At 70.3% G+C, this 18,289-nt stretch carries 13 protein-coding genes; 3 read left to right on the top strand and 10 right to left on the bottom strand.

The window, feature by feature from the left end; genetic code table 11:
- Positions 1-3 precede the first annotated feature (3 nt).
- Genes EV192_RS40015 through EV192_RS39985 form a run of 7 tightly spaced genes read right to left on the bottom strand, consistent with a single transcriptional unit; the run spans position 4 to position 8,333 of the window.
- Positions 4-1,191 carry an OmpA family protein gene (locus EV192_RS40015; RefSeq protein ID WP_132123885.1) on the bottom strand — a complete coding sequence of 396 codons (1,188 nt, stop codon included), beginning with the start codon at positions 1,189-1,191 and terminating at the stop codon, positions 4-6.
- Positions 1,188-2,003, bottom strand: coding sequence for a hypothetical protein (locus EV192_RS40010; RefSeq protein ID WP_132123884.1), 816 nt, complete (start codon positions 2,001-2,003; stop codon positions 1,188-1,190). The genes EV192_RS40015 and EV192_RS40010 overlap by 4 nt, the downstream gene beginning before the upstream one ends.
- On the bottom strand, positions 2,000-2,437 hold the full coding sequence (locus EV192_RS40005) for a hypothetical protein (protein WP_132123883.1): 438 nt from the start codon (positions 2,435-2,437) through the stop codon (positions 2,000-2,002). The genes EV192_RS40010 and EV192_RS40005 overlap by 4 nt, the downstream gene beginning before the upstream one ends.
- Positions 2,434-3,189 (bottom strand): hypothetical protein, encoded by a 756-nt coding sequence (locus EV192_RS40000; RefSeq protein ID WP_132123882.1) that lies wholly within the window; start codon positions 3,187-3,189, stop codon positions 2,434-2,436. The genes EV192_RS40005 and EV192_RS40000 overlap by 4 nt, the downstream gene beginning before the upstream one ends.
- Positions 3,186-3,938, bottom strand: coding sequence for a hypothetical protein (locus EV192_RS39995; protein WP_132123881.1), 753 nt, complete (start codon positions 3,936-3,938; stop codon positions 3,186-3,188). Before EV192_RS39995 ends, EV192_RS40000 begins: the two co-directional genes overlap by 4 nt.
- A 23-nt stretch (positions 3,939-3,961) precedes the next feature.
- Positions 3,962-7,330 carry a CHAT domain-containing protein gene (locus EV192_RS39990; protein ID WP_132123880.1) on the bottom strand — a complete coding sequence of 1,123 codons (3,369 nt, stop codon included), beginning with the start codon at positions 7,328-7,330 and terminating at the stop codon, positions 3,962-3,964.
- Positions 7,323-8,333: a hypothetical protein gene (locus tag EV192_RS39985; RefSeq protein WP_132123879.1), complete on the bottom strand. Its 1,011-nt coding sequence runs from the start codon at positions 8,331-8,333 to the stop codon at positions 7,323-7,325. The genes EV192_RS39990 and EV192_RS39985 overlap by 8 nt, the downstream gene beginning before the upstream one ends.
- A gap of 139 nt (positions 8,334-8,472) precedes the next feature.
- Between EV192_RS39985 and EV192_RS39980 the strand changes: the two genes are divergently transcribed.
- A complete protein-coding gene (locus EV192_RS39980; RefSeq protein ID WP_132123878.1) occupies positions 8,473-10,536 on the top strand; it encodes a hypothetical protein in 2,064 nt (687 codons plus the stop codon).
- 177 nt (positions 10,537-10,713) lie between these two features.
- Positions 10,714-11,313, top strand: coding sequence for an NUDIX hydrolase (locus tag EV192_RS39975; RefSeq protein WP_132123877.1), 600 nt, complete (start codon positions 10,714-10,716; stop codon positions 11,311-11,313).
- 1 nt (position 11,314) lies between these two features.
- Here the strand turns inward: EV192_RS39975 and EV192_RS39970 are convergent, their stop codons facing one another.
- Both EV192_RS39970 and EV192_RS39965 read right to left on the bottom strand, forming a co-directional pair.
- On the bottom strand, positions 11,315-11,884 hold the full coding sequence (locus EV192_RS39970; protein WP_132123876.1) for a hypothetical protein: 570 nt from the start codon (positions 11,882-11,884) through the stop codon (positions 11,315-11,317).
- A complete protein-coding gene (locus EV192_RS39965) occupies positions 11,881-12,873 on the bottom strand; it encodes a LysR family transcriptional regulator (RefSeq protein WP_132123875.1) in 993 nt (330 codons plus the stop codon). Before EV192_RS39965 ends, EV192_RS39970 begins: the two co-directional genes overlap by 4 nt.
- An 88-nt stretch (positions 12,874-12,961) precedes the next feature.
- On the opposite strand from EV192_RS39965, the gene EV192_RS39960 reads away from it, so the two are divergent.
- Entirely contained in the window at positions 12,962-15,055 is a 2,094-nt protein-coding gene (locus EV192_RS39960) for an MMPL family transporter (protein ID WP_165960875.1), read from the top strand.
- Here EV192_RS39960 and EV192_RS39955 read toward each other — a convergent pair.
- Positions 14,961-18,281: an HD domain-containing protein gene (locus EV192_RS39955; protein ID WP_132123873.1), complete on the bottom strand. Its 3,321-nt coding sequence runs from the start codon at positions 18,279-18,281 to the stop codon at positions 14,961-14,963. The two genes, EV192_RS39960 and EV192_RS39955, sit on opposite strands and share 95 nt — an antisense overlap.
- Between the last annotated feature and the right edge of the window lie 8 nt (positions 18,282-18,289).

The following is an 18,289-nucleotide window of genomic DNA, read 5'->3' as shown; positions in this document are numbered from 1 at the left end:
TCCTTATCCTTTGGCGCACAACAACTCCACGACAACAGACCGGTTGCGCGCCGCTGGCAGCGGCATGAGCACCCCGTTGGCGTCGAGGTCCTGTTCGTGGTACTTGCCGGTGTTCCCGTCGCCCCGGGCGGTGATCCGGTCGGCCGAAACACCCAGGCGCACCAGGGCCCCCTTGATCGTCTCGGCCCGGCGCTGCGACAGTTCCCGCATCCCGCTCGCCGGGCCGACGCTGGCGGTGTTGCCGACGAGCGTGATCCGTTGCGTCCCACCGGACACCTGGGCGGCGAGCTGTTGGAGCGTGTGATCGGCCGCCGCCGGGTCACGCAGGTTCGCGGTCTCCGGAACGAATCCCACCGAGTCGCTGTCCGCGAGCACGGTCGTCCCGCACGGCTTGATGGGCGGCTCCGACGGCAACTGCACCACCGTCACCGGGACGGACGTCTTGAACGGGTCCCGCCGGGACGCGATGTCCATCGCCTTGACGCACGCCGCACCCGCCTTGCTCACCACCGCCTGCCACAGGTTCACGACCCGGCCGCGGAAGTTCTCGTCCAGCGCCGGCTGCGGCTCGGCCGTGCTGCCGAGGCCGACCAGCAGCACGGACCGGCCGTCCAGCTTCGGCAGCAGGTGCCGGGCGCTGAGGTAGCCGGCCTCGTCAGCCGGTTCGACCCGGAACATCCCATTGTCCTGAAAGGACAGTGAACCCGCGGTCGCGATCCCCGAGTCGACCAGCACGATGGTCCCGCCGTCCGGGGTGACCCGGGCGGCCTCGGCGAGCGCGCCGAGCACATCGGCCTCCGGCTGCTTCGGCCCGAGTTGCTGGCCGGCGAAGTCCATGACCTGCTTGACCGCGTTCCCCACCCGCTTGTCCTCCTGGGTGGCGTTGTTCCCGCTGATCTTCACGTCGATGGCGAGCGCGACGGTCGGCTGTCCGTCGACCCGGATCACCTGCACCTTCTGGTTGTTCCGCGCGGCACCCTCGATCAGGGCCCTGACCTCGGTCAGATCCGGCCGGGGGCTGCCCATGCGGGCCCCGAGGACCAGGGTCAGCGCCTTGCCCGAGTCGACCGGGCATCCGCCGGGGAACGGCTGTACCGGCTGAGGGGCTGTCTGCTGCTGGTCCGAACAGGCGGTCAGCGCGGCGGCCGCCAGCAACCCCGCGAACACTCGGCGGAGCCGGTATCGGGTCATCGCCCTTCCTCTCCTGAGTCGGCCGACCGGCCGTCGAGCTGGCGTCGCCCGGCGGTCTTCTGGATCAAGGCCAGCCTGGTGTCGTTCTTCAGCCGTTCCGCTGCCGCCTCGCACTGCGCCTGCAGCCCGTGCCACGCCTCGACGCGCCGCGCCTTGGCCTCGTTGACGTCGGCCACCAGTTGCGTGATCTCAGCGAGGTCCGCGCTGAGGTCGCCCAGCTTCTTCGCGGCCTTGGTGCGGCGGGCCAACGCCCGCATGTACTGGCGGGCGGCCGGGTGGTACCGCTTGTACCCGGAGTACCCGGAGACCAGGCCACTGGCCACATACAAGGCGGCGAACAGCCATGCGGAGAGATGGCGCTCCTCCGCGCCGGTGTCCGGTGGGGGGACCGCGTGCCCGTCGACGACGATGGTGAATCCCGCGCCGCCGCCCGGGTCCACGAAGTTCCACCGGACCAGGAACGCGACCAACCCGAGCACGAACCAGCCGACCAGAAAGAGCAACGCCGCCGTCCGCGCACCGACGACATGCCGGGTCTCGACGCTCTGCTTGGACTGCTGGCCGACGGTGTGCGACAGGACCAGGCACACCACGGTGAAGCCGACCGCCAACAACCAGAGGGTCAGCCTGTCCTCGTCGATCGCGGCCGTGAGGACCTGATGGAAGGTCACGATGTCCACGGCCGCCGCGGCGAGCAACGCGAAGTAGTACAGCCCAGCCGTCCACGGCGGACCGACGATCTGCGACGGGTCGCCGTTGATCACCGACCGGCGCGGGACCACACGCGCGGCAGGCATTCGTTCTGTCGTCATCCGTTGGCACCTCTGTGGTTGCTCCGGGGTTCCGGCTCATGGAAGGGGGAGTCGGGGTCGCTCACCCGTTTGAGGGCGTGCGACACCGCGCCCTCCAGGTCGTCCACCCTCAGCTTCTGGTCTTCGACCTGGATCCGGTAGCGCTCCTTGAGCCCGGCAAGGTGGACCGCGAGCGCGTCGAGTTCCGCGAGGAGTGTGCGGTGGTGGACCGCCATCCGGTCGAGCCAGTCGGCGACGTGGTTGTCCACATAGGACTCCAGGTGTGGACCGGCCTGACCGGCGGTCGCCCCGGTGACCCCGGCGAGCTTCGACGCGAGCTTCGCCCGCACACTCTCCTCGTCGAGAACGGGACCCTTCATACCACGCAAGCGAGGCAGGCGGGCCTTGACCTTGCGCAGCGTCAGGGACGCTCGAAGCAACGGCAGCACCTTCATGTGGATTCCTTCGGGTCGAGCCGCTGGACGACGCGGTGCAGTTCGAACGGCCCACGCCCCAGGCCGGCCGGGTCACCGTCCGCCGGCGCGGTCACCCACGAGGGCAGGACCTGGGCGGTGAAGCGCAGCAGCGGCACCAGATACGGCCCCTCTGGGTGGAGCAACACGACGTTCTGCCAGTACGTGGTCACCCGCATGGCGCAGTGCGCACCCACTCGGCGAGCCTGGACCTGCGCGATCACGAACTCCTTCGTGATCCGCTCCTTCACCGCCGCGATCCGGGTGTTGACGGCGTTGAGCGCCGCGAACTGGGCGGCCTCGTCGCCACGGGCCGCGGCGATGCGCTGGTTACGCGCGTCGTCGCGTCTGGCGAGTAGCTTGACCCGGTTCTCCGGCGCCAACTCGACGTAGTTGCGCGGAAGCAGTTCGGCCTCGGTGAGCTCCTTCTCCGCGGCGATGACCGCGGCCGATTTCTTGTCCAGACCGACATTGGCCGCGAGCAGATCCGCGCGCAACGTGGCCAGCGTTGCCCGGTCGCCCGCGGCCCGTTGCTCGAACGCGAGGCGCTCCCCCTCGATCCGGTACAGGGACTGCTCGATCAGGTGTCTCGGATGCGGTGCGGTGACCGTCGCGTCGGCGGCCATCTCGACCAGGTCGTTGTAGCCGGGGTGCCTGCGCCGGCCGTCCCTGCGGCCGCACCACCGGTCGCGATGCCGCTCGCGCCGTGGGTACGCCAGGGAGTCACCGGTCATGCGTTCTCCTTGTACGTCGCGATCGCCGCCCGGTGGCGTAACGCGAGCCGCGCCAGGGCGTTGACCTGGGCGCGCAGGGCGGGCACGTCGGCTTGGCCGGGTACGCCGTCGTCCGGCACCGGCAGGTCGATGTGCGTCAGAGCGCACAGCGCCCCAAGCGCGTCACCCTGCTCCCCGGCGGCCCGCATCTCTTCGGTGGCCCGCATCTCTTCGGTGGCCCGCATCTCTTCGATGGCACAGTCGAACGCGGCACGAAGGCGGTCACGGCAGTCCTCGTCCTCCGGGGCACGGAACCGCGCTGCATGGTCGAGGACGAGCCGTGCGCGGCTGATCCTGTGCTCCATTGTCCGCCGCGTCCGGTCACAGAGGTCGGCCACTTCGGGGTGCTCGGCGACCCTGGGCACCCGGCCAGGCTGCTGCCAGATCGTGTCGTCGGGAGGATTCTCCTCGCGTGACAACGAATGGTCCGACGTGACGGCGTCGGCGGAGACGAGCAGGGCGGCGTCCTCGGGCGCGTCCTCAAGGCGGTCCTGGCGGATGAGAATGTCCACGACGTCCCGACCGAGTCGGCGCAGCCCGGTGGGTCGCCCGGCGCACTGGGCGCACATCCGCGTCACGGCGTCACGTACCAGTGCCTCGTGCCGGCGCCGTTGCCGGGCCGCCACAGGCCACGTGCAGGCAGTGGCCACCAGCGCGATGCCGAGCGCCGCCGCGAGCGCCCACAGGAGGTACGGGATGTTCCAGACCACACCCTGATCTGACGGACAGGCACTCAAACTCCCAGGTGGACAACGGATGCCCAGGTCTCGACGGTGTCGAGCATCGCCAGTTGGGCGGCACGGATCGCGGCACGCGGTGTGGAGCCGTTCTCCCGCATGTGCCGGTGGACACGTAAGACCAGGTCGGCGGTTGACGCTGGCCACAGCGTCGCGAGCACGGACCGGGCGCCAGCCGCGAGGAAGTCCGTCGGCAGGGTCCGGGCCGTGTCGTAGTCGGTGCCATGGACAACCGCATGATTCGCAAGGGTGACCAGGCCGATGTCGGCTGACAGATTGTTGACGGACAACGGGACCTGGCCGTGCAGGACGACCTGGGACCGCGGTACGGCCACGTCGGACTCGGCCCGGCACCCCAGGTGCAGCACGGACAGGCCACCCGCGATCGCGGCCCGGACTTCGTCCGGGGTGCCCGACCCGTCGGCCGACGGCCGCCACGGCCGCGGCTTCTCGCCGTGCCCGCCGAGGAACAGCCCGCCGGGGAAGAACTCGTTCCGCAACGCCTCCGCCGACACGCCCGCGGTGGCGTCGTCCCGGTTCGGGTTGCCGACGAACACAGCCTTGTCCGTCGCGACCGGCGGCCGGGCCGCGACCTGGCCGAGCAGACGCGCCGACGGGGCCACCGACAGCTCCAAGTCCTCCACCAGGTATCTGCGCCGCCCGTCGACGTCCCGCCACGCCGCCGCCCACGGCACCAACCCCAACACCCCCAGCGGCACGAGCACCACCCGAGCGCCTTCGACGGCTCGCACGAGCTCGGCGCCCGCCGCCTCCCACATCCACTGGCAGACATCGGTCAACGCCGTCCGCCACGCCCGCTCGTCCGCTTTGCTGTACTTCAGCGCGGGCTCAGTCCTCAACAACGGCAAGGGAATCACGCGCACAGGCCCGTCCATGGGCACCAGCACGGCGATGCCGCTGTGTGCGGCGCAGGCGGGGGCCAGGTAGACGAGCGTGTCCGCGTCGGCCGCACGAAGCGCTGCGCGGACCTCGTCGGGCCCGGTCACCGGCCCAGAGTCCGTGATCCCGGCACCAGCCAGCGCCAGCGCGCGGCGGGCCTCCAGCACACGCACGAGATCGTCGTCCGCGTCGTCGTCCAGGCACCAGGCGATCATGTTCTCGCCGGCTTCCCTATCGTCTACTGTGGACGCATTGATGGCGGCTACGCCCAGGTCACGGCTTGCCGTCCGGTCGTCGGGCCGGTCACGCAGCCGCAGCCGAGAACCAAGGGCGACTGCCGTGGCCGCCGTTTCCTCCTGCTGCCAGGCCGTTTCCAGGTCGGCGATCGCCGCGTCGAGTGCGGCCGGCTCAGTGGGCACCACAGTGGACAGACGTGCGCGACACGTACCGCGCACCATCCGCGCCGCCAGTTCCAGGAACGTCCCCGGCCGGACACCCACCACGATCCGCTCGATCGCCTGGTACATCCACAGCGCGCGCTGCACGTCGCCGGCCGCGAGCACGGTCTGCCACTCGTTGGCCATCGCGTACAGGCGGGCGAACTCGCCCGCCTCGGCGTCGTTGAACCGCGGCAGCCGCACGCCAGGCGGTGGACCGGACCGCGGACCGACCGTCCAGGACAGGGCCGTCAGCATCTCCTGCATGTCCTCGCGCCGATCGGAAGGTGGCAACGCGTCGACTCGCCACACCAGGCTCGTGAACTCGGCCAACAGCTGCTGGGGATCACCGCCGGCCGACACCACCCGGAACAGCCCGCCCATGAACGCCGTCATGGCCGCCTCCGCCTCGTCCTCCACCGACTGCGGGGCCGGGCTCGACGCCGGGTCGAGCAACCTGCCCCAGCGGGCCAACTCCGCCATCGGCCCGGTCTCCGACGAGCCGGCGAAGGCGTCCGCCGTCATGTCCAGGACGTCCGCCAACCCGTCGAGCACGGCGTGGTCCTCGGCCGGGAGCGACGCCTTGATCCCGTTCAGCATGTCGACCTGCGCCCGCACGGACGCCCGCAACGCGTCACCGTCGTCGAGCGGGTGCAGTTCGGCCAGCCAGGCGGTGTTCACCATCACGGCGCGTGCCGCCAACCGCGCCCGCGCTTGCGGGCTCGCACCGGTCAAGTCGCGGACCGCGGACTCGGCGTCGGCGAGCATGTCCCAGACGTCGTACCGTGCCAGTACCGTGTCGATGCCGAACTCCTTGCCGGCCGACTCGATCGCCGTCAGCCGGTCCGTCCGGACGTCCACGGCGTCGTCCGTGGCCTGGTCGGCGTACCCCAGGGCCCGGGTGGACCAGTCGACCAGCTCCCACAGGTGGTGTGTCCCGTCGACGTCGACCAGCAGCATGTGCGCCTCGGCCAGGGTGCTGGTCAGCCACCAGTCCTGGGCCGCCGGGTCCGCGGCGACCCCGGCCAGCACGTCCAGCCCGGTCCTGAGGTCGTCGACGTCCTCGGTGGCACCGAACCGGAAACAGAGCAGGAAGCCGTAGTCCCGGGCGTGGTCGGCGTCCAACTCGGGCACGGCGGCGTACTCGGCGATGGCCGTGTCCCGGTCGGCGTCGTCCTTCTCGTCCGTGTTCCAGAACCGGATGGCCAGGAGCTGGGCGAAGAGGCACCGCACCCAGGGCAGCCGGGGATCGTCCTCGACCAACAGGGATCGTGCCTCGACGGCGGCGCCGATCGCCGCTTCCAGGTGCGCCGGCTCGGCGGCGAGCAGGAAGCGCTCGCCTAACGCGGCGGCGAACGCCTCCAGGGCGTCGGGGCGAAGGTCGTCGTCCGCCGGGAGACGCCGCAGCACAGTGTCCATTCCGGACACCGTGCGCTCCAGGTCGTCGACGTCGGAGCCGCACACGTACGCCCATCGGTGTGCGGACGCCCGCTGGAACAGGAAATCCGTCACCTCCTCCTCGGTCCGCACCACGGATTCGATGGCGGCCAACGCGTCCGTCAACCGCCGGACCTGGTCGGGCGCCAGATCCTCGGCACCGACGGCGCCGGCCAGCCGCGTCGCGGTGAGCCGGGCGGCGTCCACCGCCGCCCACTCGGCCACGTCCGGCGGGGCGATTCCGTCACCCGCCAAACCCGCCATGGCCGCGATGGCCGCGTCCAGGTCGGTCACGGAGACCCGTTCGTCGGCCAGGTACGCGAGCGCGGACGCCGCGCGGTACTGCCACAGCGGCGCGTCCGGGTGGTCAGGCGCCCGGCCGACGGCGAAGGTCAGCAGCTGGATGGCCACCTTGGCGACCGCCTCGCCGGTGGCCCGCCCCGCGTCCAGCCGGTCGACCTGGGCCAACCCGATCGCGCCGGCCTCGGCCGGGTCGATCCGGTCCGGATGGTGCTCGATCACCGCGGCGAGCCGCTGCACGTCCTGGTCGGTGATGTCCCCGGTGATGTCCCCGGTGTTTTCCTCAGGCACAGTGACTCCCGGCGATGAGGACCTGCGCCTGGCACAGCACGTCGTCCAACCGGGCAGGGTCGGCCAGCAACGAAACGGCCCGCCTCTCGGGTAGCAGTCCACGGTCGGCGAGGGCGCGCACGGTGCCGCGCAACGCCCGAGCCTGGTCGTCGGGCGGGGCGCCGGCGAGTCCGCCGACGACCATGTCGACGACCACCGCATCCGGGTCCTCGACTTGGTCGGCCCGCTCGACGGCGTCGAACGCCCGCGCCGCGTCCGGGTCCTCGACCTGGTCGGCGCCCTGCGGGAACGCGTCCTCGTCGGACAGGCTCCGGGTGGTCGAGTCCGGCCGGCGGCCGAGCGGCCGGTCGATGTAGGCGTCGTACCAGGACACGTACTCCGGGACGGTTCGCGTGCCGACGTTGACCCGCTTGCCGCCGCCGCAGACGCGTTTGACCGTCTGGATGATCGAGGGCAGCCGTTCGAGGTAGTACGGCACCGACTGGCCGAACTCGGCGACGCAGCGTTCGGCCAGTCGCCTGAGCAGGTAGCCCTGGCCAGGCAGGGGCGCGGAGTACCCGGCCTCGTCGGCCAGGTGGCCGAGGACCGCGCGGTGCTCGTCGTCGGGCAGCGCGCGCCCGTACCGGTTGTTCCTGACCTGCTTGGGCTTGACCGGGGCACCACGGTCGGCCCGGTACGACCGGAACACGTCGATGACGCGTTTGCGCACGTGGTACCGCACGGCGCCGGCCAGGTTGGCCCGGTCCGCCCCGTGTTCCGTCAGGAACATCCAGACGACGTACAGGACATCGAGGACCAGGTCCCGGCAGACGCACTCGCCGGACAGCACGAAGCCGGCCGCGGGGGTGGCACGGCCGAACCGGAGGCCGGGCATGGCGAGTCCCAGGTCGCAGCGGGCGACCTGGTGGCTGCGGTGCAGGTCGGTCCGGGACTTGCGCAGTTCGGCCAAAGCGGCTTGCACGACCTCGGGGGTGAGGTGGGGAGGAGTGCGGCATGGGCTCATGGAGAGTTTTCTACTCTAACAGAAGATTTTCTGTGAGCATGATATGCAACTGTGACGAAGGCGGGACGACGAAGCCGGGACACCGCAGGCCACGCACGGTGAACTGCGATCATGGGCTGTGTTGAGGATGGAGAGACGGATGACGTTGCTGCCCGCGGTCGTGCCCCAGGTGATCGAGAAGCGGTCGGAATTGGTGCCCGCCCGGCTGGCCAGGAAGGTCGCCCCGCTGTTCGGCGTCCCGTCCGAGCAGAACCCGTTCCGTCCGCTGACCTGGGTCTGCGACTTCACCAGCATCACGGTGTCCGAGATCGCCCGTGGCGCGCCGCTGCCCACCCGGGCGGCCGCCGCGCGACTGCGCGAACAGGAGCACGCGGGCCAGTGGGTGATCCACAACCGCGCGGTCGTGCCCGCCGTGGGCAAGTCGTTGCCCAACGAGATCGCCGCCGCGACCGTCAACCGGTTCGGCCCGGACACCAAGGCCGCCGTCGTCCTCACCGCGACCAACGTCCTGCTGGCTCCCGTCACCCAGGCCATCGCCACCGCCCTGCCCCTGCTGCGCTCCGCCGACGGCGGTGACCTGCCGCCGATCCAGTGGATCGCCGCGTGGGCGGCCACCGCGATCGAGGTGTACCGGTCCCAGCCGGCCCTGGTCGTCGCGGCGGTGAACGCGCGCGCGATCCAACGCGGCTCGCTCAACGCCCCCCTGTTCCCCTGGGCCGAACGGCTGGCGGACCGACCGAAGGGACGCTGCGAGATCGGTGCCAGCGCGCCCGGCGGTCACGACTCGGTGACCCGGCCGAGGGACCTGGACTTCCTCGACGGCATCGCCGTCGCCCGGTTGAACGCGACCGGGGCCCTGCCCGCCAACGGACCACTCGGTGACGGATTTCTCAGGGACGCGGACACCATGCCGGCGGCGACCCGCCCCGGCGTCGGCGACCGCCTGGTCGACCAGCTGATCAGCCTGATGGTCGACATGGGCGCCCCGGACAGCACCGGGTACGTGTGGGTCAGCGAACGGGTCCCCGAGCAGGCCGTCGTCGAGGCGTTGGTGCCGTCGTCCGGCCTGGTCCGGGAGCTGGTCGAAGCGTGGGCGCACGGCCCGGGGCTGCTCGACCGGGCCGACGAGTTCGCCGACGCCCTGGCCGACGCGGTGGCCGGGCCGGTCCGGCTGCCCGCCCCGGCCGTCGTGGCGGCGCTGCCGCTGCTGGCCCGCCGGGCCGTCGTGCTGGCCGCGATGGGGATCGTCCGGCAGATGGGCCTGCTCGCGCCGTCGTCCTGGGTGGCCGGACCGGGGTTCGCGGGCCTGCTTGACGACGTCGAAACACTGCTGGGCACGGTCGACCCGGCCGACCCGCTGGTCCCGGAGACCCGGCTGCGGCTGGCCGTGCAGCGGGCCGGCGTCCAGCGGCACGACGGCCAAGTGGGGTCGAACACCGTGGCGGCGCTGCTGGCCGCCGTTGACGACTGTCTCACCGCGGCCGCTCTCGACCGCGGCACGCTCGCGGACGTGTTGTCGGTGGCGTGCATCGAGCTGAACATGCTGCGCTCGACCGCCGCCGACCGTGGGCCGTTGACCGACGCGCTGCGCCGCTACTGGGCGGCGTTCGCCGACGCGGTCGAGCTCGACCTGTTCGCCCCGGACGCCGACCACAGCGCCGTCAGCTTCCAGTTGCACAACTACGCCGCCTTCCTGGGGGGCAACAAGGACAGCGAGGACGACCTGCGGGCCGCCCTGCACCTGTTCACGCATTCGGTGATCCCCGGGCGCACCCGGCTGTTCAACCGCGACCGGGACGTCCGTCCGCTGGCCCGCAGCAGATACCTCGCCGCGGACGCCGCCGGCGCGTTGGCCGAACTGCTGCTGGCGAGAGGCGAACGCGACGAGGCGGTCCCGTGGGTCGGCCGGGCGTTTCGCTGGGTCCAGCAGGTCATGTCCACCAACGCGTTCGCCCCGGGCAAACTGCGCCCCCGCCTGGAGGACTGCCTGTTCGCGTTGCGTGCCGTCCCAGTGCTGCTGCTCGCCCTGGAGACAGGTGTCGCCGACGAGCCGCAGGGGATGCTCGACCGGGCCGACGAACTCGTCCGCCTCGTCGAGCGCTGGCTCAAGGAGAACACCGACGGGCGCGTCGAACAGTCCCGGTACCACGGCACGGTCACCGCGCTGCGTGCCCGCGTCATCGCTCTCGTCACCGACTCCTGACCCCCTCTCTCGCTGGAACTGACGGACAGGTTTTCCGGGCCGCCAGTGCACTGGTGGAGGTGATTGGCGATGAAGAGTGGCGGCAACGGCGACGACCATGGATGACCGTTCGGCAACCGACCGGGTGCGGGCAGGCAGCACGGTTTGCCTGCCCGTGCTCGGGCATAGTCTGAGGGCATGGCTGTCGGGCGGGACACGATCGTGGCACGGCTGGGGGAGTTCACCGCCCGGTCGGTGCCGTTGGACGGCCGGCGCGCGGCCGCCGTGTGCGTGGCGTTGAGCGGTCGGGCGGAGGAGTTCGGGTTCTGGCTGATCACCCGGCCGGTCACGATGCGCGCGCACGCCGGGCAGTTCGCGTTGCCCGGCGGCCGGGTCGACGACGGTGAGGACACGGTCGGGGCCGCCCTGCGGGAGTTGCGGGAGGAGGTGGGTGTCGCGTGTGGCCGCGACGACGTGCTCGGCCGGCTGGACGACTACCCGACCCGGTCCGGCTACGTGATCACCCCGGTGGTGGTCTGGGCCGACGGGGCCGGCCGGCCGTCACCGAACCCGGCCGAGGTCGCCACACTGGACTGGGTTCCGCTGCGGGACCTCGAAGTGACCCCGCGGTTCCTGCGGATCCCCGAGTCGGACCGGCCGGTGATCCAACTTCCCCTGCTGGGCCACCTGGTGCACGCGCCGACCGCGGCGATGCTGTACCAGTTCCGTGAGGTCGTGCTGCACCGACGACACACCCGGGTGGACGACCTGGAACAGCCGGTGTTCGCCTGGCGCTGACTCACGGACACGTCGGCACCGGCGGCTCGTCCGCCGAAGCGGCCGAGGTCGACGGGTTCGGCCAGCCGAAACGCGATGCGGCCCGGTCCTCGCCGACTGTGAGGTAGACGTCCGCCAGGTAGTGGTTCGCTTCAACGTGCACGGCGACGTGCCCGAGTTTGCCGGCCGTCACGGTGCCGGTCAGGGTCATCGGTCGCATCGCGGTCAGCTGCCACTGGCCTGTCGCCGTGGTGAGGCAGCCGCGGTTCGCTGGATCTCGCGACACCCGCCGGTCCGTGCTCATCGCTTCGGGTGCGCGCTGCCAGCTGAAGCCGTCCGGCAGGATGATCGCCAAGGCGACCGGACCGTCGACTTTGGCACACGTGTCGACGACCAGCGAGACCGTCTCGCCCAGGTGGGGCGCGTGCGACATGCTTGCCGTGGCGACCACGTCCGTCGCCCATTCCCCTTGGGAGAACGGGAGACCACACGTCCCCGTCGTCCTGGGCTGCTCATTGTCCTTCAGCATCAACGCGACCGTGACTACCACGACGAACACCACGGCCGCGAACACGGCTAGGGATTTGGTCACGCCCGATGGACGGAACCGCCCCGCACCGAGGTTGCATCCTCGACGAGATAGTCGTAGTCGTTGGCGGGCAGCCAGATCCGTGCGGGGTCCGGCACCGCTGGCGGTGGGACGGGACCGCCGACCATGCCGGTGAGCAGCCGGCCCACCAGGGTGTCGGGCACCCGTCCCGGCCAGATCGCCCACCACGGGAAGACCGGCACCGGGTCGGCGATCCGCAGCACACGCAGTCCGGTGTCGGGCGGGAGCGCCATGGCCGTGCCGATGAACGTCGCCCGTCGTACGCCCGAGGCGATCCGGCTGACGAAGAACTCGAACCCCATGGTCGATCCGGTGTAGTCGATCGCCAACTGGAAGCGGTCGCCCAGTTCGTCCATGTACGCCACCCACTCACCCGGCGTCGCGACCGCGGGGAACCACAGGGATATCGCCCGCAGCTCCGCCAAGGTCACCTCGTCCCGGGCGCACAACGGGTCGTCCGCCGACACGAGCAGCCCGACGGGTTCGAGCATCAGGACTGTCCTGCTGAGATCGGCCGGCCACGGTGTGATCGCGCCGGCCCGGCCGAACGCGAGGTCGAAGTCCCCACGCCGCAGGTCGCTCACCACGTCCCGGTCGCCCTTGCGCATCGTCACCTGAAGGCGCAGCGACGGGTCGCGGTCGATGGCCTGGTGCACCATCCGCAGCGGCGGCAGGTGCTCGTTGAGCACGTCCACAGTCAGCGGTCCCGGCCACGCGCCGGCGGACCCGAGCGCGATGTCCAATGTGGACAGCGCGGCGGTGGCCGGTCCCACCAGCCGCTCCCCCGCCGGCGACAACGTCACCCGCCTGTTGGTGCGTTCGAACAGTTCGACCCCGAGCAGCACCTCCAGCCGGGCGATCCGTTTCGACAACGCCTGCTGGCTCAGCACAAGACGGCTCGCGGCCCGGCCGAAGTGCAGCTCCTCGGCGGTCACCACGAACGCCCGCAACAGCGCGGTGTCCAGATCCATGACGCCATCGTCACTCACAACCGCCCGTTGTCAATCCGGACCCGAGCGCTGTTGGACCGCGGCACCGCCCCGGACGTCCACTCGAACCATGACATTGCATCGGCTGGGCACCGTCTGCGCCCGGCATCCCTGGCGGGTGGTGGCGGCGTGGGTGGTGGCGATCGCGGCCGTCACCGCGTTGGCGAACGTGATCGGCGGCGGCTTCCGGGACGCGATGACGGCCCCTGGGACGTCAAGCGACCGGGCAGCCCAGCAGCTCAGGGCCAGTTTCCCGGACGCCACCGGCGCGGAGGCGCACATCGTCGCCACACCGGTCGACCAGGACACGGTCACGCGGACGGCGAACTCACTCAGAGCGTTGCCGGGCGTGCGGTCGGTCACCGTCCAGCGAAACGACCGGATCGTCCTGCTGACCGTGCAGTACGCCGCGGAACTGCCCGATCTGGACGCTCAGGCGACCGTCGACCAACTCGACACCGTCGCCCAGTCGCTCGCCGGGCCCGGGGTCCGCGTGGCGGTCGGCGGCGAGATCCCGCAGAGCGTTCAGGGACCCAACGGAGTCGCTGAGGCGGTGGGCGCCGTCGTCGCGCTTCTCGTGCTGCTGCTCGCGTTCGGGTCGGCGCTGGCCGCTGGTCTGCCGTTGATGGTCGCGGTCGCCGGCCTGGGGGTCGGGCTGGGGTTGATCGGCCTGCTCGCCGCGGTGGTGGACGTCAACTCGGTCAGCCCCACCCTGGGCAGCATGCTCGGCCTGGGGGTCGGCATCGACTACGGGCTGTTCGTGGTCGCCCGGCACCGCCAGGGCATGGCCGCGCGGCTCAGCCCGGTGGAAGCGGCCGCGCACGCGACGGCCACCGCGGGCAAGTCCGTGGTCTTCGCCGGGCTGAGCGTGCTGATCGGGATCACCGGCCTGGTGTTCAGCGGCATGCCGGGATTCGCCACGATGGGGCTGGCCGCCGCGTTGGTGATCTTCGCGTGCGTCGGGGCCGCGATCACCCTGCTGCCCGCGTTGTTGGGCGCGCTCGGGCCTCGGGTGTTCAGCCGTAAAGCGCGCAAGGCCGCCACGCTGCCGAGCGACTCGTTCCACTCCGGCTGGGCCGAGCGGCTGGCCAGGCGGGTGACCCACCGGCCGGTGCTGTGGCTGGTGATCAGCGCGACCGCACTGCTCGCGCTGGCCCTGCCCGCGTTGGGCATGCGACTCGGCGAGAACGACCCAGGCAGCGAGTCCGCCGACAAACCCACCCGCCAGGCGTACGACCTGGTCGCCGAAGGGTTCGGTGCCGGCGCGAACGGCCCACTCACTGTCGTGGCGGGCCGCGACCAGGCGCGATCTCTCCACGACTCCTTCGCGACCGTGCCTGGCGTGCGTTCGGTGACCCCAACCGTCGACTCACCGGATCCGCACACCTCGGTCTTCCAGGTCATCCCGACCACCGGCCCACAAACCGCGGCGACCCGTGACCTCCTGGCGACCCTGAACCGCCGCCTGCCACCCGGCGCCGACATCACCGGCCCCACCGCGGCCATGGTCGACATGACCGCAACGCTCACGGCCAGGTTATGGATCGTCATCGCGGCCGTCCTGGCGGCCACGTTCGCGCTGTTGCTGGTGGTGTTCCGGTCGCTCGTGCTGCCCGCCAAGGCGGTACTGGCCAACCTGATGTCCGTCGCCGCCTCCTACGGCGTGCTCACCCTGGCGTTTCAGACCAAGGTCGGCGCCGCCCTGATCGGCCTCGCCGGCCCGGTGCCGATCGCGGGCTGGGTGCCGATGGTGCTGTTCGCCATCCTGTTCGGCCTGTCCATGGACTACGAGGTGTTCATGTTGAGCACCGTCAAGGAAAACCACGACCAGGGAATGTCCGACCGGGACAGTGTGGTGCACGGCCTCGGCGCCAGCGCCAAGATCATCGGCTACGCCGCCGCGATCATGATCTCGGTCGCCGCCGGATTCGCCTTCGACACCAGCGTCATGGTGAAGATCATCGGCGTGGGCATGGCCGTGGCCATCCTCGTCGACGTCACCCTGGTCCGCCTCCTGCTGGTCCCCGCCGCCATGGCCGTGCTGGGCAAAGCCAACTGGTACCTGCCGTTCAGGAAACCAGGTAGTCGTCCACGGACAGGACCAGGTCATCCGGCGGAGGCATCTCGAAACCCTGAAACCGCAACGACTCCAGGAGCCGGTTGACCAGCGCCACCGACTCCGCCAGGGCCGGCCCGGCAAGCTCCTCGTGGTTCCTGGTCAGCTCCTGCCACAGCGAGGACCACACTCCCCGCCTCGTCGCCCGAAGCGCCGACGTCGCCCGGATCAGCCACTTGCTCAACGGGTGGTTGATGTTCAGGGCGGCGTTGCGCACCCTGAGGTATCGGCCGCGCAGATGCTCCACGAACACCATGGGCGGGTAGTGGCGCAACCCCTCAGGCACTTCGGTGTCGTCGCGGCCCATCACGCGGTACGTGATCATGCCTTGGCCGCCCAACCGGTTCCGCGTCTGCGGCACCGCGTCGTCGAAGGCGACCCGCACCCCGAGCTGCGTCAAGCCGCCCACCAGGAGTTCGACGAACGAGCGGTCCACCAGCTCGAAACCCTGAACGGTGGCCAGCGAAGGCACTCGCACGAACCGGTGACCGGACACGGCCGGATCCGCGAGCGACTCGACCAGTGAGTTGTGGCTGACGAGATCCGCGACGATCGGATTCGAGGTACTGCCGTGCTCCACCGCGATGAACGGCGGATCCTGGTAGAGGGGAATGATCGGCTCGGCCCGCCATCCGTCCGGAGCCGAGACCAGCGGATCCGACATGACTGTTCCCCAGGTCCGGTCCACGAGCCGACCGAAGCCGCCGAACGTGCCGAACAAGTCCGCCCGCAGCATCAGCAGCAGCGCGGCCTGGCTGTCGCCGGATTCAGCCAAAGCGCGGCAGTACGCCAGATGGACACAGGACATCACGTACCACGGCCAACTTGAGATCGTGTCCCGGGAGACCGAGAACTGCGGTTGTATCTCGTCGCGCAACTCGAACGCGCCGAGCCGCACAGCCGCGGACCAACACAACGTCGACGGTATCGTCGCATTGTCCGTTAGCGTCGAGGGAAGGTTGACCAGGATCCCCCGCTCTTGTCGCCACCGCCCGGCGGCAAGGGACTGTCCCACCGGGGACACGGCCAGCCCGTCCTGGCCGACCGTCAGGTACGGTTCGTCCGTTCGGATGGCCCACTTGTCCACCTCGTCGAAGTACGTCGCGGCCTGGAGTCCCACCTGGGCCACGATGGTCTGTCCGTCCTCCTCGCCCTCGATGACGACGGACAGCGGCACCCGGATCCCGTTGTGCGACATGTTCAAACTGTCGGCCAGTCGAGGGAGGGTGTCGGGGTCGGCTATCCACCTGGACACGTCGATCGAGAGGTGCCGCTTGGGTTCCCGCTGGTCGAGCGGACGATTGTCCGGTTGGAGCATCGCCTCGGGGAACGACAGGCGTCCGCGAGTGAACCTGATGTCGTAGAGGTACTGCGGGCCCGGTGTCTGCACGCCACGGAGGAACAGCAGGACCATCTGGCCGCGGAACCGCGGATCCGGGCTCACCGCGGTCAGGTCGAGCGGCACGATCTTCAGGACCGGGCCGCCCGGATCGCGGTCGCTGATCTCCGCCTCGCAGACGCCGCCATCGGGAAGCAGCGGCAGGTAGACGGTGCCACTCCGCCACGGCGTGCCCATGAGTTTCTCCGCGTCACCGCCCGCGTCCTCGCCGTTGACGGTGATCGGCACCGGTGGCGTCAGGACGTAACGGTTCACGATCGTGGCGAGGCTGAAGGACTCCTCCTTGGCGCCGTCGATCCGGATCGCGATGGAGGTGCCCGGTTCGATCCGGTAGCCGTTCTCGTCGCCGCCCGGTGTCGGCATCGGGCGTGGCCGCAGCGGTTCGGTCTGCAGGGTGTAGTACGAGTCGATGCCGTCAAGGGACAGCCGCAGGGCCGGTGCTATGTCGGTGTTGTCGGGCACGCGGCGGGTGGAGACCTCCACCCGGTCGGCCATCAGGAAGCAGGACAGCAGGCCGATGCCGAACCGGCTGATCGGCTGGAACTGGTCCTGCCCGGACTGGCTGTACCGCAGCTGGTCGGCCTTGAACGTGGCGGACCGGTAGTACGAGTTGCCGACCGCGAGGAAGTACTGCTCCACAACGGACTCGTCCATGCCCATGCCGAAGTCGTCGATCCGGATCCAGCGGCGGCCTTCGTGGTCCCGCCAGTCCCGCAGTCGGATGGGCTGCACGGTGAACTGGCCACGGCCGCAGGCCCGCTCGTGGTGTTCACGGTGCCTGCTGGTGTCGATGGAGTTCTGCACGAGCTCGCGGATGAAGGCGTAGCTGCTCTCATAGAGGTTGTCCCCCATGAAGAGCCGGAGAACCTGTTCGCGGGCGAGTTCGAACCGGTAGTTGCCGTACCGGTAGCCGCGGGCCTGGATCTGGCTCCGGTTCACCAGTTCGGGCAACGGCAGGTCGCGCCACAGCTCGGAGCACGACCGCCGGACGGCGGCGCACTCCTTGAACTCGCGGTCGATCACATCGAGGAACTCCCGGATGTCGTGCTCGACCGCCGGGTCGTCCGGCGCGGCGATGAACGTGACCTGGTAGTCGCCGGGACGGCTGGTGGGGAACAGGAACCCGTCGGACGCGAGGTGCTTGGTCCACGCCAACCGGCTGGCGCGCATCCGGTCGGAGTCCGACGAGTCGAGCCGGAGGTGCGTGAACACGGACTTGGGACTGCGGGACCGGTCGAAGTCCAGGATGTCGGCCAGCCGGAGCAGGATGGCGCACATGCGCAGGTCACACGAGGCCAGGAAGTCGGTGCGGAACAGTTCGTCCTGTTTGAGCACGCCGGTGTCCAGGTTGTGCGACCGGCACACCTGGCCGAGCGCCTCGCGGATGGACACCACGCCCCACAGGAAGTTCTCCTCGGCCAACGTGTTGAGGTGCACGAAGACCCGTTCGGCGTGCCGCCACCGGCAGTACCATTCGGCCAGCCCGGTGGACAGCACCTGGTCGTTCTCATGGAACTCGATGTACGCCTCGGGATGCTGGTTCAGGAACTGCGCGAACCACGGCTCCCACCGGAGGGTCTCCAGCTCCTTCTCGTCGAACACCATGCCCACGTCGTGGTAGTACGCGGACAGGATCAGCATCGCGGCCTCCAACGGCCGGACCTTGTCCAGCTCGGACCCGAGCAGGTCGCCCATCCGGTCCACGACGTTGATCGCGTGGCTCTCGTCGTGCAGCGTGTAGGTGGGGAACGTCTCCACGATCCGCCCGAGCAGCGGTCGCACATGGCCCACCAGGGTCTTCACCAGCATCCGTTGCTCGTCGGACGAGATCTTCACGAACCTGGCCCACAACCGGGTACCGGCGAGGTCTGGCACTGTGGTCT

Source organism: Actinocrispum wychmicini (assembly GCF_004345645.1).
Classification (GTDB): domain Bacteria; phylum Actinomycetota; class Actinomycetes; order Mycobacteriales; family Pseudonocardiaceae; genus Kibdelosporangium; species Kibdelosporangium wychmicini.
This window is presented reverse-complemented; position numbering and strand designations above follow the sequence as displayed.

Excerpts from the sequence above, each read along its gene's own strand:
- EV192_RS40015 (WP_132123885.1), bottom strand. The coding sequence starts at position 1,191 with ATGACCCGATACCGGCTCCGCCGAGTGTTCGCGGGGTTGCTGGCGGCC.
- EV192_RS39960 (WP_165960875.1), top strand. The coding sequence starts at position 12,962 with ATGACATTGCATCGGCTGGGCACCGTCTGCGCCCGGCATCCCTGGCGG.
- EV192_RS40005 (WP_132123883.1), bottom strand. The coding sequence starts at position 2,437 with ATGAAGGTGCTGCCGTTGCTTCGAGCGTCCCTGACGCTGCGCAAGGTC.
- EV192_RS39965 (WP_132123875.1), bottom strand. The coding sequence starts at position 12,873 with ATGGATCTGGACACCGCGCTGTTGCGGGCGTTCGTGGTGACCGCCGAG.
- EV192_RS39980 (WP_132123878.1), top strand. The coding sequence starts at position 8,473 with ATGACGTTGCTGCCCGCGGTCGTGCCCCAGGTGATCGAGAAGCGGTCG.
- EV192_RS39975 (WP_132123877.1), top strand. The coding sequence starts at position 10,714 with ATGGCTGTCGGGCGGGACACGATCGTGGCACGGCTGGGGGAGTTCACC.
- EV192_RS39985 (WP_132123879.1), bottom strand. The coding sequence starts at position 8,333 with ATGAGCCCATGCCGCACTCCTCCCCACCTCACCCCCGAGGTCGTGCAA.
- EV192_RS40010 (WP_132123884.1), bottom strand. The coding sequence starts at position 2,003 with ATGACGACAGAACGAATGCCTGCCGCGCGTGTGGTCCCGCGCCGGTCG.
- EV192_RS40000 (WP_132123882.1), bottom strand. The coding sequence starts at position 3,189 with ATGACCGGTGACTCCCTGGCGTACCCACGGCGCGAGCGGCATCGCGAC.